This is a genomic window from Cupriavidus sp. HPC(L) (assembly GCF_000307735.3).
Classification (GTDB): Bacteria; Pseudomonadota; Gammaproteobacteria; order Burkholderiales; family Burkholderiaceae; genus Cupriavidus.
This window is the reverse complement of record NZ_AMPR02000101.1, coordinates 1-21,805: the sequence shown is the minus strand read 5'-3', so window position 1 is coordinate 21,805 and position 21,805 is coordinate 1. Positions and strand designations below refer to the sequence as shown.

The following is a 21,805-nucleotide window of genomic DNA, read 5'->3' as shown; positions in this document are numbered from 1 at the left end:
CCGATCCCCGATTTTGCGGGGAGAACCGCTCAGTCGGGCGAACCGGCGCTCAGCGCGGCACCACCACCCAGCGGCTACCGTCGCGCACCAGCTGGCGGTCGCAATTGAACTCGTCGAGCTCGTGCGTGTGGCCCGGCAACGACTGGATCACGATCTCGCCGCCCTCGCGCAGCGCCGCGATCGCGGTGCGCAGCGCGGGATCGGCGTCCCACGGCGCGAAGATCGCCAGCGCGCGCACCTCGACCGGCGACAGCGCCGCCACTTCGCGCAGGTCCAGCGAAAAGCCGGTGGCCGGACGCGCGCGGCCGAAGGCCTCGCCCACCTTGTCGTAGCGGCCGCCGCGGGCAACGTGGTTGGGCAGGCCCGCCACGTAGGCGGCGAACATGACTCCACTGTGATAGTGGTAACCGCGCAGATCGGCAAGGTCGATGTTGACCGTGGCGCCGCGCACCTCGCCGGCCAGGAAGGCCAGCTCGTCCAGCGCGCGGCCGATGGCCGGGCTGGCCGGCAGCACCGCGCGGGCCCGCTCGATCACCTCGGGGCCGCCGTACAGCGTCGGCAGCGCCAGCAGCGCGTCGCGCTCGACCTGCGGGAATCCGGTGGTCAGCTCGCGCAGGCCCGGCACATCCTTGTTCTCGAGCGCATCGAACAGTGCCTGCTCGTTGCTGCGCGCCGGCGGCAGGCCGTCGAGCAGCGCCGCGACGATGCCCGCGTGGCACAGGTCCAGCCGCACCTCGCCCAGGCCAGCCGACTGCAGCGCGGCCAGCATCAGGTTCTGGATCTCGACGTCGGCCTCGAGACCGGCATGGCCGTAGATCTCGGCGCCGACCTGGATCGGCTCGCGCGTCGCGTGAAAGCCCGCCGGGCGCGCGTGCAGCACGTTGCCGGCATAGCACAGCCGCGTCACGCCGGGACGGTTCAGCAGGTGCGCGTCGATGCGGGCGACCTGCGGCGTGATATCGGCGCGCAGGCCCATGGTGCGGCCCGACAGCTGGTCGACCAGCTTGAAGGTACGCAGGTCCAGGTCGTGGCCGGTGCCGGTCAGCAGCGACTCGATGTATTCCAGCAGCGGCGGCATCACCAGCTCGTAGCCGTAGGTGCGGAACAGATCGAGCATGCGGCGGCGCAGCTCCTCGATCTTGCGGGCCTCCGACGGCAGCACGTCGGCGATGTTCTCGGGCAGGAGCCAGTGGTTGGACATGGTGCTTCTCAGATTCGTGTGGATCGCGGGCCGGGCGCGGGCGGCTCGCACAAAAGGGGCATCGGTCAGCGGACGGCGCCGATGGCGCACCGTCCTGCGAGCGAACAAAACCCCGGCAAGCCGGGGTTCGGGCACAGCGGACTACCGCATTGACGCACTCACCGAAGACCGGGCTGTCGCACTGCGGAGGCCGGCACGCTCGCTAGCGGCGGGTCGCCGTCTGCGCGCCGCCCGACGAGCGCATGTAGCGGAAGAACTCGGAGTCCGGCTCCAGCACCAGCACGTCGCGCTTGTCGCGGAAGGTGTTGCGATAGGCTTCCATGCTGCGCCAGAACTGCGCGAACTGCGGATCGCGTCCGAACGCGTCGGCGTAGATCTGCGAGGCGCGGGCATCGCCCTCGCCCTTGATCTTCTGCGCTTCGCGATAGGCCTCGGCCAGCACCACCTCGCGCTGGCGGTCGGCGTCGGCGCGGATCTTCTCGCCCTCGGCCGCGCCGGTCGAGCGCAGCTCGTTGGCGACGCGCTTGCGCTCGGCTTCCATCCGGCGGTAGACCGATTCGCTGATCGCCGGCAGCAGGTCGACGCGCTTCAGGCGCACGTCAAGAATCTCGACGCCGACCGACTGGCCGTACTCGGTCATGCTGTTGCGGATGTTCTGCATGACCTTGTCGCGCTCGCCGGCGACCACCTCGGCAACGGTGCGGCGCCCGAACTCCTCGCGCGCGGCGGCATCGATCCGCTGCGTCATGCGGTCCTGCGCGCCGCGCAGGTTGCCGCCGAAGGCGACGAAGAACTTGCGCGGATCGGTGATTCGCCATTTGACGAACCAGTCCACCATCATGCTCTTCTTCTCGGCGGTCAGGAAACGCTCGCCGGCGGCCACGTCGATGGTCTGCAGGCGGCGGTCCATGAAGACCACGTTCTGCAGCGGCGGCGGCAGCTTGAAATGCAGGCCGGGGTCGCGCACCACCTGCTTGATCTCGCCGAAGGCGAACACCACGGCGTACTGCCGCTGGTCGACCACGAACACCATCGAGGAGGCAATCGCCAACACGATGAAGAGGCCGATGGCATAGGAAATCAGTCGGTTCATCTCGGTTCTCTCCTCAACGGGAATCGCGATCGCGATTGCGCAGCGCTTCGCGCGAACGCGTGTCGGCGCTGGCGTCCGGCACCGGTGCCGGCGTGGCCGGCGGCGGCACCGCGCCCGCCATCCCGCGGGAATCGCCCTGCGACTGCGCCATCAGCTTGTCCAGCGGCAGGTAGAGGAGATTGTTGCCCTGTTTCGTATCGACCAGCACCTTGCTGGTATTGGCGTAGATCTGCTGCATCGTTTCCAGATAGATGCGGTCGCGCGTGACCTGGGGCGCCTTGGCGTACTCGTTCTGCACCTGGCGGAAGCGCGAGGCATCGCCCTCGGCCTGCGCGATCACGCGGGCCTTGTAGGCCTGCGCCTCCTCGGCCAGGCGCGCGGCAGTACCCTGGGCGCGCGGAATCACGTCGTTGGCGTAGGCCTGGCCTTCGCTGATCGCGCGCTCGCGGTCCTGGCTGGCCTTGTTGACGTCGTCGAAGGCGGCCTGCACCTGCTCGGGCGGCTGCACGCTCTGCACGTTAACCGAGATCACGCGGATGCCGGTCTTGTAGGCCGACAGGATCGCCTGGATCGACTTGGCCAGGCCCTGGGCGATCTGCTCGCGGTTCTCGTACAGCACGGAATCCATCTTGTTGCGGCCGACGATCTCGCGCACCGAGGTCTCGGCGGCCTGCGTCACCAGTTCCTCGTCGCCGCCGCGGTCGGTCTTGTTGAAGAACAGGAATTCGGTCGCGTCCTGGATGTCGTACTGCACCGTGAAGCGGACGTCGATGATGTTCTCGTCCTGCGTCAGCATCGACGAGTCCTTCAGATTGCTGTCCTTGATCGAGGTCGAACGGCCGACCTCGACCGAGCGCACGGCCGACAGGTTGACGATCTCGGCCGACTGGATCGGCCACGGCATGCGCCAGTTGATGCCGGGGCCGGTGGTGTATTTGAACTTGCCGAACTGCAGCACCACCGCGGTCTGGCCTTCCTGCACCATGAAGAAGCCGCTGGCCAGCCAGATCGCGATCACCGCGACCGCGATGACGCCGGCACCGATGCCCGATCCCTTGCCCGGCGTACGCGTGCCGCCGCCGAAGTTCTGGTTGTTGTTGCCGCCGCCGTTGTCCTTGCGGCCCAGCAGGCTGTTCAGGCGGCGATTGAAGTCGCGCCACAGCTCGTCCAGGTCCGGCGGACCGTCCTGCGGGCGCTGGTTCTGACGGCCGTTGTCGCGTCCGCCGTCGCGCCCATCCTTGTCCTCGTCGTCCTTGTCGCCACGGCCCCAGCGGGGATCGTTCAGCGACAGGATCGCGCGCAGACGCTGCCAGCTGCTCGGCCGACGGGCGCCTCGGGCAAGGCTTGTATCAGAGGTCCGGGAGAACTGGGGCATGTAGGGCACGGTTCCGGGAAAGTTGTAACGAGGGGATTCTAGCAGCCATCGACGCCACTTTTGCTCATTTGATGCCGAAGGCGGCGCATGGCGCCGCCCGCATCAGTCGGCGTCGCGATCGGGAAGACGACGATTGGCCCGTGCCTGGGGGTCCGAACCGGGGTCCGGACTGCGGTCCGAATCGGGGTCCGGATCGGGCTCCGAATGCGGATTGGCGTCTTGCGCATCCGGCCGGGCATCGGCGCCGGAATCGGCAAACTCGGCGCCATCGGCCCCATCGGCCCCATCGGCCCCATCGGCCCCATCGGCCCCATCGGCACCATCGGCACCATCGGCACCATCGGCACCATCGGCACCATCGCCCTCCCACTGGCGGCGTTCGTGCAGGTCCTGCAGCCGCGGGTCGGCGGGGTCCGGCGCGGCCGGCCGCTCGGCCAGCCAGCGCGCGACATCGACGATCGCATCGCGCAAGCCGTCCAGTCCGATGCCGTCGCGCGCGCTGATGTAGACGCGCACCGGCACGCCGTCCTCGTTGCGTTCGATGCGGGGACCGTGCTCGAGCAATTCGGGCGCCGCGTCGATCTTGTTCATCACGACGATCTGCGGAATGTCGGCCGCGTCGATCTCGGCGAGCACGCGATTGACCTGTTCGATCTGCTCGTGGCGCACCGGACTGGCGGCATCGACCACATGCAGAAGCAGATCGGCATGCACGGTCTCTTCCAGCGTGGCGCGGAACGCCGCCACCAGTTGCGTGGGCAGGTCGCGGATGAAGCCGACCGTATCGGACAGCACCACATTGCCCAGGCCATCCAGATAGAGACGGCGCGAGGTCGTATCGAGCGTCGCGAACAGCTGGTTGGCCGCATAGGCGCGCGCCTTGGTCAGCGCGTTGAACAGCGTCGACTTGCCCGCGTTGGTATAGCCGACCAGCGAAATGCTCAGCGTCTCGTTGCGCGCGCGGGCACGGCGCTGCGTGCTGTGCTGGCGCTGCAGCCGCGACAGATCCGTCTTGAGCCGCTTGGCGCGGTCGTCCAGCATGCGGCGGTCCAGTTCGAGCTGGCGCTCGCCGGGGCCGCCGCGCATGCCGATACCGCCCTTCTGCCGCTCCAGGTGGCTCCAGGCGCGAACCAGCCGCGAGGCGCGGTATTGCACCTGGGCCAGTTCGACCTGCACCTTGCCGACGTGGCTCTGCGCGCGCTGGCCGAAGATATCGAGGATCAGGCCCGTGCGGTCGATCACGTGCCGGTTCAGAAAGCGTTCGAGATTGCGCTGCTGCGCGGGGCTCAACGCGTGGTTGAACACCACCACGTCGGCGTCGAGCGCGTCGGCCGCTTCCTTCAGTTCCTCGGCCTTGCCCGAGCCGATGAACAGCGCCGGGTCCGGACGCGAACGCTTGCCGGTCAGGGTGTGCACCGGCGTGGAACCGGCGGTGGACGTCAGCAACGCCAGTTCGCTCAGGCTCTCTTCGAAATCGTGCTTGCCGAAATCGACGCCGACGAGAATGGCGCGGGTGGGTTCGGAGGGGGAAGTCGCTCTAGGTTGCAAGCTCGGGGCGCACAGCGGCGCGGGAAAAAACGGGGATCAGGAACAGGAAGGCGCGCTCCGCAAAACACGACGATACAAAGAACGATGCCGCGCCAGCACCGGATGGCGCTGGCGCGGCGTCGGAGCGTGATTGCCGCGCGTGCGCGCGGCGGGAAATACGTGCGGCGTCGGAATCAGCCTTCCGCGGAGTCGTCGACGCGGAAATTGACCGCGCGCGCGGGAACGACAGTGGAAATTGCATGCTTGTAGACCATCTGCGTCACCGTGTTACGCAGCAGGACGACGTATTGGTCGAACGATTCGATATTACCTTGCAGCTTGATGCCATTGACGAGGTAGATGGAAACCGGCACGTGCTCCTTGCGCAGCGCGTTCAGGAACGGGTCTTGTAGCAATTGCCCTTTGTTGCTCATGGCACACTCCAAATTTATAGATTTAGTGATCAATGATGGGGATCGATATCCCCGGTTTCAAGTCGGACGACGCAAGATCGCGTCAAAAAAAGTCAAAACGGTACCAGGCCGGCATCAACCAGCGGGGGCTCCCGCTAGTGTGAATTTAGCCGCAGTTCCAAACGAACGCAAACGAAACTTCGGCGCCACAGACGGGGCTGCGGCGCCCCCATCTGGCCGCCTTTTCCGACTCAATCCTTCGAGTCCGCGTACGGGTTTTTGTTCGTACGAAATTCGATTCGAAGCGGTGTTCCCTTCAGATTGAAGGCCGCACGGAAACGCCCTTCCAGAAAACGCCGATAGGTTTCCGGCACCGCGTTCAGCGAGTTGCCGTGCACGACGATGATCGGCGGATTGGAACCACCCTGGTGCGCGTAGCGCATCTTCGGGCGAGTCGCGCCGACGCGGCGCGGCTGCTGGAAGGCCACCGCGTCGTGCAGCACGCGGGTCAGCTTCGGCGTCGGCATCTTGAGCATCGCCGCGGCGTACGCCTCATCGACCGAGCGCAGCAGCGGGCCGATGCCGGTGCGCTCGCGCGCGGAGATGAAATGGAAGTTGGCGAAATCGAGGAACTGCAGCTTGCGCTGCAGATCGTGCTTGATCCGGTCGCGGGTATGGCCGTCCAGCCCGTCCCACTTGTTGACGCCGACCACCAGCGCCCGTCCCGATTCGACGATGAAGCCGGCGATATGGGCGTCCTGCTCCGACACGTCCTGCTGGGCGTCCAGCAGCAGCACCACCACGTTCGCATCGGCGATCGACTGCAGCGTCTTGACCACCGAGAACTTCTCGATCGCCTCGAACACCTTGCCCCGCTTGCGCAGGCCGGCCGTGTCGATCAGCGTGTACGGCTTGCCGCCCCGTTCGAACTCGACATAGATCGCATCGCGCGTGGTGCCCGGCATGTCGAACGCGATCACGCGCTCCTCGCCGATCAGCGTATTGACCAGCGTCGACTTGCCGACGTTGGGGCGGCCCACGATCGCGATCTTGGTGCCGCGCGTGTTCTGGTCCTCGGGCTCGGCCAGCTCGGGACGCTGCTCGACCGCGGCCTCCAGCGCCTCCTCGACCAGTTCGCGCACGCCGTCGCCGTGGGTGGCCGAGATCGCATAGGGGTCGCCCATGCCGAGCTCGTAGAAGTCGGCCGCGACCGCGGTGTACTTCATGCCCTCGGCCTTGTTGACCGCCAGCATCACGCGGCGGCCGGTCTTGCGCAGATAGTCGGCGATGACCAGGTCCTGCGGCGCCAGGCCCAGGCGGCCGTCGACGATGAAGATCACGACGTCGGCCTCGACCACGGCCTGCCGGGTCTGCTTGGCCATCTCGGCGACGATGCCTTCCTTGGCCACCGGTTCGAAGCCGCCGGTATCGATGACGATATACGGACGGTCGGCGCCACGCCCCTCGCCATAATGGCGGTCGCGGGTCAGGCCCGGCAGGTCCGCGACCAGCGCGTCGCGCGAGCGGGTCAGGCGGTTGAATAACGTCGACTTGCCCACATTGGGGCGGCCGACGAGTGCGATCACTGGTTTCATGCAAATCGTGGAGGGCCACGCCGGGCGCGGTGCGCCGGGCATGCCTCCAAAGAATCAGGTTGGTCCGACAGCCTGGCGCAACGCGCCGGGCCGGCAATCCTGTCGGGTGAAATCAAGTCGCGGGCCATGGCCCGCATGACGCATGCGGCCGACACCGCCATTGCGGCGGGTCGGCCATGCTGTCGGGTCCGGCGATCGCGCGCACCGACAGGTGAGCGCGCGGTTGCCGGCAGGACGTCCGCCGTGGCGGCCGCCCTGTTTCGGTCAGCGCTTCAATCCGGAATATAGCCGTAGACGTCGCCCCCTCGGCTCTGCACCACCAGGGTCTGGCCGGCCACCACGGGTGCGGCGGTGATCGGGCTGCTGCCGGCTCGCACGCGCGCGACGAACTTGCCGTCCTCGCGCGACAGGAAATGCAGGTAGCCCTCGAAGTCGCCGAACACCACCGAGCGGCCCAGCGCCAGCGGCATGCCGAGCGGACGGTTGCGCAGCTGCTCGTTGCGCCAGCGCTCGTTGCCGTTCTGGCGGTCGAAGGCATAGACCACCGAATTCTCGTTGGCGGCAAACAACGACACGTCGTCCTGGGTCGGGCCCACCGGCGACGAAAAGTCCTTGCCCCACTGCGGCTGGCCGTTGGCCAGTTCCAGGCAGGCGATGCGGCCCTGGAAGGTCGTCGCACAGACCTGGCGGCCGTTGATCATCGGCAGGCCCGTCACGTCGTTGAGCCGCTCGATCTCGGACACACCCTTCGGATACGAGATCGTGCTCTCCCAGCGCAGCACGCCATTGGACGGGGCCAGCACGCCCAGCTTGCCGCCGGGGAAGCCCATCACGATGCCGTCGCCGGCGAACACCATGCCCATCGCGGCGCGCAGGTTCAGCGGCGTCTGCGCGCGCTGGTAGATCCAGCGGCGCTCGCCGGTCTGCGCATCGAGGCCGAGCACGCGGGTATCGGTGGTGCGCACGACTACCAGGTCATGGCCGACCAGCGGCGACGACAGGATCTCGCCATTGATCTGCTTCTTCCACAGCTGCTTGCCGCTGGCATCGAAGGCGAACACCACGCCCTTCTCGCCCGCCACCGCGGTCACGTTGCCGTCGCTGCCGGGACCGGTGGTCAGGTCGACGTCGGTGTCGACCTTCCACAGCGTGCGGCCGCTGGTGGCGTCCAGCGCCATCACGTCGCCGCCGTGCGACGACACATAGACCTTGTCGCCGACCGCGACCGGCTGCAGCGAATACGGGCCGCTCTTCCCGACGCTGGCGCGCCAGGCTTCCTTGACCGTCAGCGTCTGCGTGACCGGCTGCAATTGGGCCGGCGGATTCTTGTCGGCCTTGCCGAACAGCGAGCAGCCAGCCAGGGCGGTGGCACAGGCAACGACGAGCGCCTGGGTCAAGCGAACAGGGCGAGAGATCCGGGCAGCGCCGTTGGGCATCGACATCATCTGGTTGCGTTCCTGAAAAAAGGTGGGAAGCGAAATGGGGAGCGTTCTGTCAGCAATGGAGCACGGCCGATGCAGCGGCCGGGCCGGTGCATCGGTGGCGGCGGCCCTGCTTACGCGGTACCCAGGGCGTCCAGCTTGAACTGGATGATCTGGCGCATGCCGGCCTCGTCGACGCCGAGCTTGTCGAGCGCCTGGCGGTAGGCCGCGCGCGCCTCGTCGCGCTTGTCCTGGGCGGCCAGCAGATCGCCGCGGCGGTCCGCATACAGCGCGACGAACGGGCTCGGCGGCTCGTTCTTCAGCAGCGCCAGCCCCTGGTCGTAGGCCTTCTCGTCGAGCAGCACGCCGGCCAGCCGGACGCGCGCCAGGTGCTGGTACTCGCCATCACCGTGATCGACCGCCCATTGCAGCTGGCTCTTGGCGCCGGCGAGATCGCCGGCCTCGTACAGCACCTTGGCCGCGACCAGCGCGGTCATCTGCCCGTAGGCGGTCTTGCCGTACTTGTCCTCGAGGTCGCCGGCCGCGCGCTTGGTGCGCTCGACATCGCGGGCCTCGGCGGCCTTCAGCACCTGTTCGTACAGCACCGCGGCCTCGCCGGCCTGCTTGCGCTGCCACCAGTTCCAGCCGTTCCAGGCCGCGAAGGCCAGCAGGCAGGCGATCAGCAGCCAGGTCAGGAAGTTGCCGTACTGGCGCCACCATGCCTTGATGTTTTCAAGCTGTTCCTGCTCTTCCAGATCGTAAGCCATCTCGTGGTTTCAACCGCGTTGGTTTGTCGTCGGGCAAGCGCGCGCATCAGCGCGGCGCCTGCGTCATTGAAGGTCGTCGCCGGCCTCGCCGCCCATGCCGGCGACCATCGATTCGACCAGATAGTCGACCAGGTCCTCGGCGGGCACCGTGGCCTGCTGGCCGTTGTTCTCGGTCTGCCCGTCCGCGGCACGCAGGGCCTTGACCTGCACCACGCCGGCGGCCAGCTCGTCCTCGCCAATGATAACGGCATGCGAAGCCCCGCTCGCGTCGGCGCGTTTCATCTGCGACTTGAAGCTGCCGCTCTTGCCGTCCGCGGTGGCGTGCACGACCACGTCGAAACCGGCGTCACGCATGCGCTCGGCGGCGATCATGGCCTGCTGCGCGGCGGCCTCGCCCTGGTGCACGACATAGACGTCGCAGGCATCGGCCTGGCGCGCCAGGCCTTCCTCGCGCATCAGCTCGATGATCCGCTCGATCCCCATCGCCCAGCCGCAGGCCGGCGCCGGCTTGCCGCCCATCTGCGCGATCAGCGGATCGTAGCGGCCGCCGCCGGCGATCGTGCCCTGCGCGCCGAGCTTGTCGGTGATCCACTCGAACACCGTCAGGTTGTAGTAGTCCAGCCCGCGCACCAGCCGCGGATTGATCGTGAACGGAATATTGTTGGCCTTCAGCAGACGCTGCACGCCCTCGAAGTGGGCCAGCGAGGCCTCGCCGAGGAAGTCGATCAGCTTCGGCGCGTTCGCCGCCATCTCCTGCAGCGCGGGGTTCTTGGTGTCGAGCACGCGCAGCGGGTTGGTGTACAGGCGGCGCTTGCCGTCCTCGTCCAGAATGTCCTGGAAGCCTTCCAGATACTGGATCAGTTCCTGGCGATGGGCCGCGCGCTCGTCGGCCTGGCCCAGCGAATTGATCTCCAGCCGCACGCCGGTCAGGCCCAGGTCGTCCCACAGCCGCTGGCACATCAGGATGATCTCGGCGTCGACATCGGGGCCGGCAAAACCCAGCGCCTCGGCACCGAGCTGATGGAACTGGCGATAGCGGCCGCGCTGCGGACGCTCGTGACGGAACATCGGACCGGTGTACCACAGGCGCTTCGGGCCGTCGTACAGCAGGTTGTGCTCGATGGTCGCGCGCACCACCGCTGCCGTGCCCTCGGGACGCAGCGTCAGTTGCTCGCCGTTCAGCGAATCGGTGAAGGAATACATTTCCTTCTCGACGATGTCGGTGACCTCGCCGATGCCGCGCACGAACAGCTGGGTCGGCTCGACGATCGGCGTGCGGATCTGCTGGTAGCCGTAGGCGCGCAGCATCGCACGGGCCGCCTGGTCGAACTGTTCCCACAGCGGGGCGTCGGCGGGCAGCATGTCGTTCATGCCCTTGACACCCTGCAGCGCGCGGGCCTTGCCTGGGTTCTGGGCGCCGCCGTTGGCCGGCGCCGGATTCTCGGATGCGTTCATGGTTGTCATTCTGTTGCTGGGGCGCGTGGCCGATCACTGGCCAATCATTGGCCGATCATTGACCAATACTGGCCGCCGCGCTCCCCTTGCCGTAGTGCGTCCGCACGTATTCGTCGACCATCGCCTGGAATTCCTCGGCGATCCGCTCGCCGCGCAAAGTCCTTACCTTGACGCCGTCGACGAACACCGGCGCTGCCGGCGACTCGCCCGAGCCCGGCAGCGAGATGCCGATATTGGCGTGCTTGCTCTCGCCCGGACCGTTGACGATGCAGCCCATCACGGCCACATCCATCTCCTCGACGCCGGGATACTCGGTCTTCCATACCGGCATCTGCGCGCGCAGGTACGACTGGATGCTGGCGGCCAGCTCCTGGAACACCGTACTGGTGGTGCGCCCGCATCCCGGGCACGCGATCACCATCGGCGTGAAATTGCGCAGGCCCATCGTCTGCAGGATCTCCTGCGCGACATGGACCTCCTTGTCGCGCGACGCCCCGGGCTCGGGCGTCAGCGAAATGCGGATCGTGTCGCCGATGCCTTCCTGCAGCAGCACCGCCAGCGCCGCGGTCGACGCGACGATGCCCTTGCTGCCCATGCCGGCCTCGGTCAGTCCCAGATGCAGCGGATATTCGCAGCGGCGCGCCAGTTCGCGGTAGACCGCGATCAGCTCCTGCACCTGCGACACCTTGCACGACAGGATGATCTGGTCGCCCGGCAGGCCGATTTCCTCGGCGCGCTGCGCGGACTCGATCGCCGACGTGATCAGCGCCTCGATCATCACGCTCTGGGCGGGCCACGGTTCGGCGCGCCGGCCGTTCTCGTCCATGATGCGCGCCAGCAGGTCCTGATCCAGGCTGCCCCAGTTGACGCCGATGCGCACCGGCTTGCCGTGCCGGCAGGCCATCTCGATCATCTGCGCGAATTGCGTGTCGCGCTTGGCGCCCTGGCCGACGTTGCCCGGATTGATGCGGTACTTCGACAGCGCCTGCGCGCAGGCCGGATGGTCCTGCAGCAGCTTGTGTCCGTTGTAATGGAAGTCGCCGACCAGCGGCACGTCGACGCCCATGCGGTCGAGCTGGTCGCGGATCGCCGGCACCGCCGCGGCGGCTTCCGGCGTATTGACCGTGATGCGCACGATTTCGGAGCCGGCGCGCGCCAGTTCCTTGATCTGGATCGCGGTGCCGACCGCATCGACGGTGTCGGTATTGGTCATCGACTGCACGCGCACCGGCGCGTCGCCGCCGATCGTCACCACGTTGTCGCCCCAGACCACGCGCGCCTGCCGGGCGCGGCGGCGCGGCAGCGATCCGGGCAGTACGGGCAGACAGGCCTGTGCGTTCATGGGGTTACCTCGTTGCTTTGGCGTGTGGTCGACGAACGGGAACGATTCGGGACCGACGGATCAATCAGGGCAGCGTCAGGCGCGCCACGTTGTTGCGGTTGGCCGCCTGCAGATCGACCGGCTCGCCGTTGCGGGTCATCGCGGCGACACCCTTGACGTTGCCGATCACGACCTTGTACGGCGCCGTGCCACCACCGACGACCTCGTCGCCGGCCTTGGCGGTACCGCCCAGCACGACCTTGCCGCTGGCGTCGCGGACCTCATACCAGGTCGGCGCGCTAAAGCGCAGCTGCAGCTCGCCGGCGGCCGGCGTGGCGGTCGCGACAGGCGCCGCCGCTCGCGATGCCGCCATCGGCGCCGACTCGTTCGCGGTGGCGGACGGACCGGTCACCGGGGCCAGCGGGGTCGCCAGCGTGGCGGACGCATTGGCAGTACCGGTACCGGTGCCGGTGGCGCCTTCCGTGCCGGTCGCGGCGCCCGGTGCCTCGCTGGCGGCACCGCCCATCACATGCGGCAGCACCGCGGTTACGGTGCCCGATTCGGACTCGACCGCGGTTTCGGAGCCCGACTGCGTGAACTGCTGCTCGCGCGCATCGAGCCATTGCTTGACATGGTCGACGCCGAACAGCGCGCCGGCGCAGACCACGGCCGCGACCAGCGCGAGCCAGACCCAGCGCCCGCCGGTACCCGATGCCGAAGCGCCGCTGCTGCGGAAGCGCCGGCGATCGTCGAAGCTCGCGTTCAGGCTGCCCTGGCGGCGGATCGCCACCTCGGGCGCCGGCGGCGCGGCCTGGGCATGGAACCGGGCCAGCAGCGCGTCGATATCGACCTGCAGCAGGCGCGCGTAGGCGCGCATCAGACCTTTGGCGAACGTCAGATCGGGCAAGGCGTCGACATTGCCGGATTCGATCGCATCGACCTTCTGCGCCGGCACCTTCAGCCGCGCGCCGACGTCGTGGATCGACAGCCCCTGGGCCGCGCGTGCCTTCGCCAGGCTCGCGCCGATCTCCTGTGCGACCGCGTTGGCGCTGCCGCTCGCATTGGTCGAGACGGCCTGGCCCTCGGCGCGCTCGTGCTCATTCATCCCATGCTCCTTGTTGGTATGCGCTCGACTCCCGCGAGTCCGGGAAGCGCTTATGTAATTGCGTCAGCAATGCCTGCTGCGCGGCCGCGTCTCCCTCGCAGTGCGCAATGCGGGCGCCCAGCCACAGCGAGGCCGGACTGGCGAAGCGTCCCGCATTGACCTGCGCCGCCTCCACACGGGCGCGCGGCAGATCGCCCTGCTTCCAATACAGCAGCCCGAGCTGGGTGTGCGCGGCCGCATGGGTCGCGGCATCGCTGGCGGCATCGCTCGAATAGGCGCCCGCCATCGTGGCCGGCTGCGCGACTGCCGCGGTCAGGCTGCGGTGCGCGGCCGCCAGATCGCCCTGACGCAACTGGCAGGCGCCGAGGCTGGTCAGCATCCTGGCTGTGCCACCGGCCGAGGGCGCGGTCACCGCGCGCTGCAGCTGGGCCAGCCCTTCGGCATAGCGCCCCTGCTCGCACAGCAGCCAGCCATAGTTGTTCGCCAAGTCGCCGTCGTCCTGGCGGCGCGACAGCGCGGCACGAAAGCTTTGCTCGGCCTCGGCGGGCCGCCGCAGCGCCATTTGCGCCAGCGCCTGGACGTGATAGGCGTCGGTCAGGTCCGGATCTAGCGCGATCGCCTGCCGGGCCTCATCGAGCGCGATCGCGCTCTGGCCGGCCTGCAGATAGCGCGAGGCCAGTTGCAGCCGCAGCGCGGCGCGCTGATGCGCAGCAGCCGGTGCGGGATCGGCGTCCCGCGCCTGCGGCGCCTGCTGTCCCGGCGTGCCCTGGGTACCGGGTGTGCCGGTCGACTGGCACGCGCTCAGCAGTGCCAGCCCGGCCAGAACCACGGCGGGCAGACCGGCAGGCAGACGCCTCATGCAGATCGCGCCTCCCCGCCCGGCGCCGCCACCACGGGCGGAATCTTGCCGAAGCGGCCGCGCTCGGCAAGCCGGGTGCGATCCTGCACGCGGCCCTCGGCGGCAAGCTGGCCGCAGGCGGCGTCGATATCGTCGCCGCGCGTCTTGCGGATCGTCGTGACGATGCCGGCGTCCATCAGCACCTGGGCAAAGCGCCGGATCTGCTCGTTGTTCGAGCGCTTGAGCCCCGATTCGGGAAAGGGATTGAACGGGATCAGGTTGAACTTGCATGGCACGTCGGCCACCAGCTTCAACAATTCCCGCGCATGCTCGACGCCGTCATTGACGCCGTCCAGCATGCAGTATTCAAAGGTGATGAAGTCGCGCGGGGCGAACTCCAGATAGCGGCGGCAGGCCGCCATCAGCTCGGCCAGCGGGTACTTGCGGTTCAGCGGCACCAGCCCGTCTCGCAAGGCATCGTTGGATGCGTGCAGCGACACGGCGAGCGCGACCGGCAGGTCCCTGGCCAGGCGGTCCATCATCGGCACCACGCCGGACGTGGACAGCGTGACGCGGCGGCGCGACAGCCCGTAGGCGTTGTCGTCAAGCATCAGCCGCATCGCCGGCAGGACCTGGTCGTAGTTCAGCAGCGGCTCGCCCATGCCCATCATCACCACGTTGGAGATCACGCGATCGTCCTTCGGACCGCGCCCCAGCTGCGAGCGCATCGCGAATTCGGCCATCCAAAGCTGTCCGATGATCTCGCCGGTGGTCAGATTGCGGGAGAAACCCTGCTTGCCGGTCGAACAGAAGCGGCAGTTGACCGCACAGCCGGCCTGCGAGGAAACGCACAGCGTGCCGCGCGTTTCCTCGGGAATGTAGACCGTTTCGACCGCATTGCCGTTGCCCACGTCGAGCAGCCACTTGCGCGTGCCGTCCGCCGACACGTGATCGGTGATCGCCGATGGCGCGCGGATCTCGGCGCGCGTGGCCAGCTTCTGGCGCAGCGACTTGGCCAGGTCCGACATCTCGTCGAACTGGCTGGCGCCGAACTGGTGGATCCAGCGCTGCAGCTGCCGCGCGCGAAACGGCTTCTCGCCGAGCTCGCCGCAATAGGCGGCAAGCCCGTCCGCATCCAGATCGAGCAGGTTGACGAGAGCGTTCATGACGGCAGCGGGGCTTCGGGTAGCAGTCTAGTGTCCGGGTTCAGGCCAGACAATCAGCGCGAGTAAACGTTCATGCCGGGGAAGAAGAACGACACTTCGACGGCCGCGGTTTCCGGGGCGTCGGAGCCGTGCACGGCATTGGCGTCGATGCTGTCGGCGAAATCGGCGCGGATCGTGCCCTTCTCGGCCTTCTTCGGGTCGGTGGCGCCCATCAGCTCACGGTTCTTCGCAATCGCGTTCTCGCCTTCGAGGACCTGGATCATCACCGGGCCCGACACCATGAAGTCGACCAGATCCTTGAAGAACGGACGCTCCTTGTGGACCGCGTAGAACTGCTCGGCTTCGCCGCGCGACAGATGCGCCATCTTGGCGGCCACGATCTTCAGGCCGGCGGCCTCGAAACGGGCGTAGATCTGACCGATGACGTTCTTGGCCACGGCATCCGGCTTGATAATCGACAGGGTGCGTTCGATCGCCATAAAAACTCCGAAAAATGAAGGGGTTACCAAATTGGGAAACACAAGATTCTAGCACGAGACCCCAATCGTTTCGAGAGCGGGCGGCGGCGAAACGAAAGGGGCTGCATCCCCTACATTATCGCGGCGCACCATCGCCGCGATATGGGACAAAGGGACGGGAACACCGGCGCCTCCCACCGATCCAAGGCAACGTAAGCGCCTCATCTGTTCCTCGACGGTTTCGCGATTTTTAGTGCCTCTTGAATCACTCTGCACTTGCAATCGTGCAAGGACGATGCCACATTGGCGAGGTGTCCGCCGGCGCTTCCGGCACCGCCCTTTGAATGAGGAGTCATCATGAACGACAAGCTGAATACCTATGGGTTCGGCAATGCCGGCGCGACGGCGGGAGCCGTCACCGTCCGCAATCGGGTCTTGCGCAATACCTACTGGCTGCTGGCGCTGTCGCTGGTGCCGACCGTGCTCGGCGCCTGGATCGGCGTGGCGACCGGCTTCAGCTTCATGGCCGCCAGCCCGGGCCTGTCGCTGATCCTGTTCCTCGCGATCGCCTTCGGCTTCTTCTTCGCGATCGAGAAGACCAAGAACAGCGCCATGGGTGTCGTGCTGCTGCTGGCCTTCACCTTCTTCATGGGCCTGATGCTGTCCCGGCTGATCGGCTCGGTACTGCAGTTCTCGAACGGGCCCGCGCTGATCATGTATGCGTTCGGCGGCACCGCGGCGGTGTTTGCCGCGATGGCGACCATCGCCACGGTCAGCAAGCGCGATTTTTCCGGCCTGGGCAAGTTCCTGTTTGTCGGCGTGATCCTGCTGATCCTGGCCAGCGTCGCGAACATCTGGCTGCAGCTGCCCTCGCTGATGATCACCGTCTCGGTCATCGCGATCGGCATCTTCTCGGCCTACATGCTGTACGACGTGCAGCGCGTGGTGAACGGCGGCGAGACCAACTACATCACGGCGACGCTGGCGATCTATCTGGACATCTACAACGTCTTCGTCAATCTGCTGGCGCTGCTGGGCATCTTCGGCGGCAGCCGCGAATAAGCGATCGCTTCTTCACCGCCATGACGAAGGGCCGGCAATGCCGGCCCTTTCTTATTGCCCCGCTGCTTGCCGCGGCGTTCGCCCGGACCAGGCCGCGCGCTCGAACACCGCGATCGATTCGACGTGCGAGGTGTGCGGGAACATGTTGACCACGCCGGCGCCGCGCAGCCGATAGCCGGCTTCGTGCACCAGCAGGCCGGCATCGCGTGCCAGCGTGGCCGGATTGCAGGATACATAGACGATACGGTCAGGCAACACGTCGCTGCCGGCCTGCGCCAGTTCGGCCAGCGCCTTGCTGACGGCCAGCGCGCCTTCCCGCGGCGGGTCGACCAGCCAGCGGTCGAACCGTCCCAGCGCCGCGATATCCTCCGCGCCGACCTCGAACAGGTTGCGGCACGCGAAAGCTACCTTCTGTGCCAGGCCGTTGTAGTCGGCATTGGCCAGCGCCCGCGCGGTCAGCGCCTCGCTGCCCTCGATGCCCATCACCTCGCGCCCCTGCGTCGCCAGCGGCAGCGTGAAGTTGCCGATGCCGCAGAACAGATCCAGCAACCGGTCGCCCGGCTGGGCGTCCAGCAAGCGCAGCGCGCGCTTGATCAGCACGCGGTTGATCTGATGGTTGACCTGGGTGAAGTCGGTCGGCTTGAACGGCATGCGAATGCCGAATTCCGGCAACGTATAGGCCAGTTCGCGATCGAGCGGATAGAACGGCACCACCGTGTCCGGGCCCTTGGGCTGCAGCCAGAACTGCACGTTGTGTTGGTCGGCGAAAGCGCGCAACAGGTCGCGGTCGGCATCGTTCAGCGGCTCGAGGATCCGCAGCACCAGCGCGGTGACATCCTGGCCGACCGCAAGCTCGATCTGCGGCATGCGGTCGCGAATGGACAGTCCGGCCACCAGCTCGCGCAGCGGCACCAGCATCGCCGACACATGCGGCGGCAGCACCTCGCACGACGTCATGTCGGCGACATAGCTGCTCTTGCGCTCGTGAAAGCCGACCAGCACCCCGCCTTTCTTGGCCACGTGGCGCACCGTCAGGCGGGCACGGAAGCGATAGCCCCAGTCCGGTCCGGCGATCGGCCGGAACACCATCTCGGGCTTCACCTTGCCCAGATGCCACAGATTGTCCTCGAGCACGCGCTGCTTGATCGCCAGCTGCGCGCGCGCGTCCAGGTGCTGCATCGAACAGCCGCCGCAGACGCCGAAATTGACGCAACCCGGCTGCACCCGCATCACCGACGGATCGCGAACCTCGACCAGATGCGCCTGCTCGAAGCTCGGCTTGCGGCGATAGCTCTGGTAGGCCACCGTTTCGCCGGGCAGCGCGCCCTCGACGAAGATCACCTTGCCGGGCGTGCCGTCCTCGTTCACCAGCCGTCCGACACCGCGCGCCTCCATGTCGAGGCTGTCGATCCTGACGGTCGGATGGGCCTGGGCCTCAGTACCGGTGGCCGACGCGTTGGCCGATGCGGCGGCACCGCCACGCTTGCGGACGGGAGCGGGCGAGGCGACCGGCTGTTGCACCGGCTCGGGAGCGGATTGCGGGGAAGACACGGCTTGAGACACCAGCGGGACCTGACGTATTGTTTTGCGAAAGCGCGATTGTAGACCAGTCGCCGCGATCGGAATGGGCGAGGCGACGGCCGTCCGGCAGAGGCAAGCGATGGAACTGATCAACTGGAACATTCAATGGGGGCGCGGCTGCGACGGTCAGGTCGACCTCGCCCGCACCGTGGCGACGCTGCGCGGACTGGCCGACTTCGACGTGCTGTGCCTGCAGGAGGTGACGCGCGGCTTCGGCGAGATGCCGGGCGACCCGGGTGCGGACCAGGTCGCCGAACTCGCGGCCCTGCTGCCGGGTTACCAGTTGCTGTTCGCGCCGGGCGTCGACCGCTTCGGGCCCGACGGCATGCCCCGCCAGTTCGGCAATCTGATCGCGACGCGGCTGCCCGTAACCGAAGTATTCCGCCATGCGCTGCCGTGGCCGGCCGATCCGACGGTCGCATCGATGCCGCGCGTCGCGCTGGAAGAAACGGTGATGGTCGGCGGCCAGCGGGTGCGTGTCATCTGTACCCATCTGGAGTACTACTCGGCCTTGCAACGCAATGCGCAGGCCGAGGCCCTGCGCACCTGGCATGCCGAGGCCTGCCTGCATGCGGCAAGGCCGGGCCCGGCGGAACAGCGCTTCGGCCCGTTCACGCCCGAGCCGCGCCCGCGCAGCGCCATCCTCTGCGGCGACTTCAACAGCAAACCGGACGACACCGCCTACCAGAGGCTGACCGCGCCGTTCGACGACGGCACGCCGGCGTGGCGCGATGCCTGGCTGCATCTGCATCCCGGCCAACCGCATGCACCGACCTGCGCGCTCTACGACAAGGCGCAATGGAACGAGCCGCCATTCGCCTGCGACTTCGTGCTGGTGACCGAGGATCTGCTGGAGCGGGTGACGCGGTGCGAGGTCGACGGCAGTACGCAGGCATCGGACCATCAACCGCTGCGCCTGTCGCTGCGCGACTTCGATTAAGGAAGCAAGGGAACGACGAGCGCAGCCGCGCCGCCTGACTGCTCAGTCGATCGGTTCGTCGTCGGCCACGCGGCTCGCCGGCTGCAGCTGGAAGGCGCGCAGATATTCCATCCATTGCGGCCCGGGCAGTTCCGCTAGCGATTCCTGGACCAGTTCGACTTCGGCATCGAACTCGCGCGGCGTCAGCCCGCCGCGCATCATCTGGAAGCGGCAGTACATCAGGTAGGTGTTGACGACGTCGGTCTCGCAGTAGGCGCGGATCGCGCCGATCTGCCCTTGCTGGAACGCCTCCCACACCTTGCTGCCGTCCATGCCCATCTTGCCGGGGAAGCCGCACAGCTTGGCGAGGTCGTCCAGCGGCGCGCTGGCACGCGGCTGGTACATCGCCAGCAGATCCATCAGATCCAGATGCCGCATGTGATAGCGGCTGATGTAGTTGTTCCACTTGAAGTCGCGGCTGTCGTCGTCGCGGCCCTCGCCCATTTCCCAATAGCGCGGCGCGCTGACGCCGTGGACCAGTCCGCGATAGTGCAGTACCGGCAGGTCGAAGCCGCCGCCGTTCCATGACACCAGTTGCGGACTGTAGCGCGCGATCAATTCGTAGAAGCGCTGGATCAGCGTCGCTTCGCCATCGTCCTCGCTGCCTAGCGAGCCGACGTGGAACAGCGCGGTGCCGTCGCGTTGCGTGCGGCGCAGCACGCAGGAGATCGCGACCACGCGTTGCAGATGCAGGGGGAGAAAATCGCTGCCGGTCTTTTCGCGGCGGGCGGCGAAGGCCAGCTCCGCGACTTCGGCATCGGAAAGGCCCGGCGGATGGTCGTGCAGACGGCGCAGGCCGGCGACATCGGGAACCGTCTCGATGTCGAATACCAGCACAGGCGTCATAGCACCGCGTCCTTGCGCACCCCTTGCGAAGCGAAATGCCGCTTGAGCTTGACCAGCGCTTCCTGCTGGATCTGGCGCACGCGCTCGCGCGTCAGCCCCATCTCCTCGGCCAGCTCTTCCAGCGTGGCCGGCTCGATATGGTTCAGGCCGAAACGGCGCTCGACGACATAGCGGTGCTTCTCGGACAGTCGCGCCAGCCACAGCTTCATCAGGTTCTCGAGCTCGCGGTGTGCGACCTCCTGGTCCGGCGCGGCATTGTGTTCGTCCGAGAGGAAGTCGAGCAGGCTCGAACCCGGATCGAGATCGAACGGCGTATCGAGCGAGGTCGTGTGTTCGTTCAGTGCGAGCACGTCCTGCACTTCGTCGGGGGTCTTGCCGAGCAGATGCGCGATGTCCTCGAGACTGGCATCGCGTCCGTCGGTACCGCCCTTCTCCAGATGCCGCTTGGCGCGCAGCACCTGATTGAGTTCGCGGATCACGTGCACGGGCAACCGAACGGTACGCGCCTGGTTCATGATCGCCCGCTCGATGCTCTGCCGGATCCACCAGGTGGCATAGGTCGAGAAACGGAAGCCGCGCGAGGGATCGAACTTCTCGATCGCATGCATCAGGCCGAGGTTGCCCTCCTCGATCAGATCGAGCAGCGGCACGCCGCGATTCAGATAGCCCTTCGCGATGCTGACAACCAGGCGCAGGTTGCGCTCGATCATGACCTGACGCGCGGAGAAATCGCCGTCCTTGGCCAGCGTCGAGAAATGGAGTTCTTCGGGAGCCGACAACAGCGGCTTGATGCTGATGCGGTTCAGATAGTGCTGGACGGTATCGGCGGCGAGTTCGGTATGCAGGGCGCTGCGGAATTCGTCCTGTTCGGTGGCGACCGCTTCGGTCGCGCCCTCTTCCTCGTCGTTCTCGCGCTCGCTTTCGTCATCGTCGCGCGCGACCGCGTCGCCGTCGTCCGCCATCAGGTCGGCCTCGCGCAGACCTACCGTGCCCGCACCGGGCGCGATCGGTTCGTCGGTCAGGGGAATCAGCTCGGCCGCCAGGTCGTGATCGTAGCCATCGGCTTGCCCGTCACGATGTGCCACACCAGAACGTGTTTCCGGTTGCTTGGCGCGACGGGTGCGGCTGGCGGTTCCGGAGGAGACTGTTTTCTGGCGTGGCATGAACCCTCACTGTGGCGGCAAATACCGCATCGGATCGACCGGTTTCCCGTTCCTGCGAACTTCGAAATGCAGTTTCACGCGATCGGCATCGGAGTTGCCCATCTCTGCAATTTTCTGACCCCGGCGGACCGTTGCCTGTTCGGTCACGACAACCTTGTCGTTGTGGCCGTAGGCAGTAAGAAAAGTCTCGTTGTGTTTGATGATGACAAGATTCCCGTAGCCGCGCAAGGGGCCTACGTGAATCACCCGACCGTCGTCCGCGGCGAGCACCGCATCGCCGCGCTGACCGCTGATATCGATGCCCTTGTTGCCCTTCTCGTCGAAGCGTCCGAGCAGCGAACCACGCGCGGGCCATGCCAGCTGGATCGCGCCGTCCGCGGCCGCACCCGGGATCGGCGCTGCGGCGGCGGGAGCCGACGCGCCTGCGGGCGGGGTCACG

At 67.1% G+C, this 21,805-nt stretch carries 20 protein-coding genes; 2 read left to right on the top strand and 18 right to left on the bottom strand.

What is annotated here, in order from left to right; translation table 11 throughout:
- Positions 1 to 49: 49 nt before the first annotated feature.
- The 14 genes from B551_RS07620 to ndk all read right to left on the bottom strand — a co-directional run bounded on the left by B551_RS07620 (position 50) and on the right by ndk (position 15,756).
- Positions 50 to 1,201 (bottom strand): ATP phosphoribosyltransferase regulatory subunit, encoded by a 1,152-nt coding sequence (locus B551_RS07620; protein WP_023263801.1) that lies wholly within the window; start codon positions 1,199 to 1,201, stop codon positions 50 to 52.
- 202 nt (positions 1,202 to 1,403) lie between these two features.
- The gene (gene hflC, locus B551_RS07615) at positions 1,404 to 2,294 is read right to left on the bottom strand and encodes a protease modulator HflC (RefSeq protein ID WP_006577129.1); all 891 of its coding nucleotides are present in this window, start codon (positions 2,292 to 2,294) and stop codon (positions 1,404 to 1,406) included.
- Between the two features lie 13 nt (positions 2,295 to 2,307).
- Positions 2,308 to 3,669, bottom strand: a complete 1,362-nt coding sequence (gene hflK, locus B551_RS07610) for an FtsH protease activity modulator HflK (protein WP_006577128.1) — start codon at positions 3,667 to 3,669, stop codon at positions 2,308 to 2,310.
- A 102-nt stretch (positions 3,670 to 3,771) separates the two neighbouring features.
- A complete protein-coding gene (gene hflX / locus B551_RS07605) occupies positions 3,772 to 5,217 on the bottom strand; it encodes a GTPase HflX (protein WP_023263800.1) in 1,446 nt (481 codons plus the stop codon).
- A 173-nt stretch (positions 5,218 to 5,390) separates the two neighbouring features.
- Positions 5,391 to 5,630 carry an RNA chaperone Hfq gene (gene hfq / locus B551_RS07600; RefSeq protein WP_006577126.1) on the bottom strand — a complete coding sequence of 80 codons (240 nt, stop codon included), beginning with the start codon at positions 5,628 to 5,630 and terminating at the stop codon, positions 5,391 to 5,393.
- A 230-nt stretch (positions 5,631 to 5,860) separates the two neighbouring features.
- The gene (der, locus tag B551_RS07595) at positions 5,861 to 7,204 is read right to left on the bottom strand and encodes a ribosome biogenesis GTPase Der (protein WP_006577125.1); all 1,344 of its coding nucleotides are present in this window, start codon (positions 7,202 to 7,204) and stop codon (positions 5,861 to 5,863) included.
- A 272-nt stretch (positions 7,205 to 7,476) separates the two neighbouring features.
- A complete protein-coding gene (gene bamB, locus B551_RS07590; protein WP_370646875.1) occupies positions 7,477 to 8,646 on the bottom strand; it encodes an outer membrane protein assembly factor BamB in 1,170 nt (389 codons plus the stop codon).
- Positions 8,647 to 8,759: 113 nt separating this feature from the next.
- Positions 8,760 to 9,392 carry a tetratricopeptide repeat protein gene (locus B551_RS07585; RefSeq protein ID WP_006577123.1) on the bottom strand — a complete coding sequence of 211 codons (633 nt, stop codon included), beginning with the start codon at positions 9,390 to 9,392 and terminating at the stop codon, positions 8,760 to 8,762.
- 63 nt (positions 9,393 to 9,455) lie between these two features.
- Positions 9,456 to 10,847: a histidine--tRNA ligase gene (gene hisS, locus B551_RS07580; RefSeq protein WP_023263799.1), complete on the bottom strand. Its 1,392-nt coding sequence runs from the start codon at positions 10,845 to 10,847 to the stop codon at positions 9,456 to 9,458.
- Positions 10,848 to 10,902: 55 nt separating this feature from the next.
- Positions 10,903 to 12,189, bottom strand: a complete 1,287-nt coding sequence (gene ispG, locus B551_RS07575) for a flavodoxin-dependent (E)-4-hydroxy-3-methylbut-2-enyl-diphosphate synthase (protein ID WP_006577122.1) — start codon at positions 12,187 to 12,189, stop codon at positions 10,903 to 10,905.
- 64 nt (positions 12,190 to 12,253) lie between these two features.
- A complete protein-coding gene (locus B551_RS07570) occupies positions 12,254 to 13,273 on the bottom strand; it encodes a RodZ domain-containing protein (protein WP_006577121.1) in 1,020 nt (339 codons plus the stop codon).
- On the bottom strand, positions 13,266 to 14,132 hold the full coding sequence (locus B551_RS07565) for a tetratricopeptide repeat protein (RefSeq protein WP_023263798.1): 867 nt from the start codon (positions 14,130 to 14,132) through the stop codon (positions 13,266 to 13,268). Before B551_RS07565 ends, B551_RS07570 begins: the two co-directional genes overlap by 8 nt.
- Complete coding sequence (gene rlmN, locus B551_RS07560; RefSeq protein ID WP_023263797.1) at positions 14,129 to 15,277, bottom strand: 23S rRNA (adenine(2503)-C(2))-methyltransferase RlmN; 1,149 nt, start codon at positions 15,275 to 15,277, stop codon at positions 14,129 to 14,131. The genes B551_RS07565 and rlmN overlap by 4 nt, the downstream gene beginning before the upstream one ends.
- A gap of 53 nt (positions 15,278 to 15,330) precedes the next feature.
- On the bottom strand, positions 15,331 to 15,756 hold the full coding sequence (ndk, locus tag B551_RS07555; protein ID WP_006577119.1) for a nucleoside-diphosphate kinase: 426 nt from the start codon (positions 15,754 to 15,756) through the stop codon (positions 15,331 to 15,333).
- A 336-nt stretch (positions 15,757 to 16,092) separates the two neighbouring features.
- Between ndk and B551_RS07550 the strand changes: the two genes are divergently transcribed.
- Entirely contained in the window at positions 16,093 to 16,797 is a 705-nt protein-coding gene (locus B551_RS07550) for a Bax inhibitor-1/YccA family protein (RefSeq protein WP_006577118.1), read from the top strand.
- Between the two features lie 51 nt (positions 16,798 to 16,848).
- Here the strand turns inward: B551_RS07550 and rlmD are convergent, their stop codons facing one another.
- Positions 16,849 to 18,417, bottom strand: coding sequence for a 23S rRNA (uracil(1939)-C(5))-methyltransferase RlmD (gene rlmD / locus B551_RS07545; protein WP_371259301.1), 1,569 nt, complete (start codon positions 18,415 to 18,417; stop codon positions 16,849 to 16,851).
- A 40-nt stretch (positions 18,418 to 18,457) separates the two neighbouring features.
- On the opposite strand from rlmD, the gene B551_RS07540 reads away from it, so the two are divergent.
- Positions 18,458 to 19,318 carry an endonuclease/exonuclease/phosphatase family protein gene (locus B551_RS07540; protein WP_043438012.1) on the top strand — a complete coding sequence of 287 codons (861 nt, stop codon included), beginning with the start codon at positions 18,458 to 18,460 and terminating at the stop codon, positions 19,316 to 19,318.
- 42 nt (positions 19,319 to 19,360) lie between these two features.
- On the opposite strand, the gene B551_RS07535 is transcribed toward B551_RS07540, so the two are convergent.
- From B551_RS07535 to B551_RS07525, 3 genes are all read right to left on the bottom strand, one after another.
- Positions 19,361 to 20,203 carry a 3'-5' exonuclease gene (locus B551_RS07535; protein ID WP_006577115.1) on the bottom strand — a complete coding sequence of 281 codons (843 nt, stop codon included), beginning with the start codon at positions 20,201 to 20,203 and terminating at the stop codon, positions 19,361 to 19,363.
- A complete protein-coding gene (rpoS, locus tag B551_RS07530) occupies positions 20,200 to 21,366 on the bottom strand; it encodes an RNA polymerase sigma factor RpoS (protein ID WP_043438004.1) in 1,167 nt (388 codons plus the stop codon). Before rpoS ends, B551_RS07535 begins: the two co-directional genes overlap by 4 nt.
- Before the next feature lie 6 nt (positions 21,367 to 21,372).
- The coding region (locus B551_RS07525) for a murein hydrolase activator EnvC (protein WP_043438002.1) at positions 21,373 to 21,805 on the bottom strand (433 nt) is incomplete at its 5' end.

Bases quoted from the DNA above. Each gene is read 5' to 3' on its own strand.
- rlmN (WP_023263797.1), bottom strand. From the start codon at position 15,277: ATGAACGCTCTCGTCAACCTGCTCGATCTGGATGCGGACGGGCTTGCC.
- B551_RS07565 (WP_023263798.1), bottom strand. From the start codon at position 14,132: ATGAGGCGTCTGCCTGCCGGTCTGCCCGCCGTGGTTCTGGCCGGGCTG.
- hisS (WP_023263799.1), bottom strand. From the start codon at position 10,847: ATGAACGCATCCGAGAATCCGGCGCCGGCCAACGGCGGCGCCCAGAAC.
- B551_RS07585 (WP_006577123.1), bottom strand. From the start codon at position 9,392: ATGGCTTACGATCTGGAAGAGCAGGAACAGCTTGAAAACATCAAGGCA.
- hflK (WP_006577128.1), bottom strand. From the start codon at position 3,669: ATGCCCCAGTTCTCCCGGACCTCTGATACAAGCCTTGCCCGAGGCGCC.
- rpoS (WP_043438004.1), bottom strand. From the start codon at position 21,366: ATGCCACGCCAGAAAACAGTCTCCTCCGGAACCGCCAGCCGCACCCGT.
- bamB (WP_370646875.1), bottom strand. From the start codon at position 8,646: ATGTCGATGCCCAACGGCGCTGCCCGGATCTCTCGCCCTGTTCGCTTG.
- ndk (WP_006577119.1), bottom strand. From the start codon at position 15,756: ATGGCGATCGAACGCACCCTGTCGATTATCAAGCCGGATGCCGTGGCC.
- der (WP_006577125.1), bottom strand. From the start codon at position 7,204: ATGAAACCAGTGATCGCACTCGTCGGCCGCCCCAATGTGGGCAAGTCG.
- B551_RS07540 (WP_043438012.1), top strand. From the start codon at position 18,458: ATGGAACTGATCAACTGGAACATTCAATGGGGGCGCGGCTGCGACGGT.
- B551_RS07550 (WP_006577118.1), top strand. From the start codon at position 16,093: ATGAACGACAAGCTGAATACCTATGGGTTCGGCAATGCCGGCGCGACG.
- hfq (WP_006577126.1), bottom strand. From the start codon at position 5,630: ATGAGCAACAAAGGGCAATTGCTACAAGACCCGTTCCTGAACGCGCTG.
- hflC (WP_006577129.1), bottom strand. From the start codon at position 2,294: ATGAACCGACTGATTTCCTATGCCATCGGCCTCTTCATCGTGTTGGCG.
- B551_RS07620 (WP_023263801.1), bottom strand. From the start codon at position 1,201: ATGTCCAACCACTGGCTCCTGCCCGAGAACATCGCCGACGTGCTGCCG.
- B551_RS07535 (WP_006577115.1), bottom strand. From the start codon at position 20,203: ATGACGCCTGTGCTGGTATTCGACATCGAGACGGTTCCCGATGTCGCC.
- ispG (WP_006577122.1), bottom strand. From the start codon at position 12,189: ATGAACGCACAGGCCTGTCTGCCCGTACTGCCCGGATCGCTGCCGCGC.
- B551_RS07570 (WP_006577121.1), bottom strand. From the start codon at position 13,273: ATGAATGAGCACGAGCGCGCCGAGGGCCAGGCCGTCTCGACCAATGCG.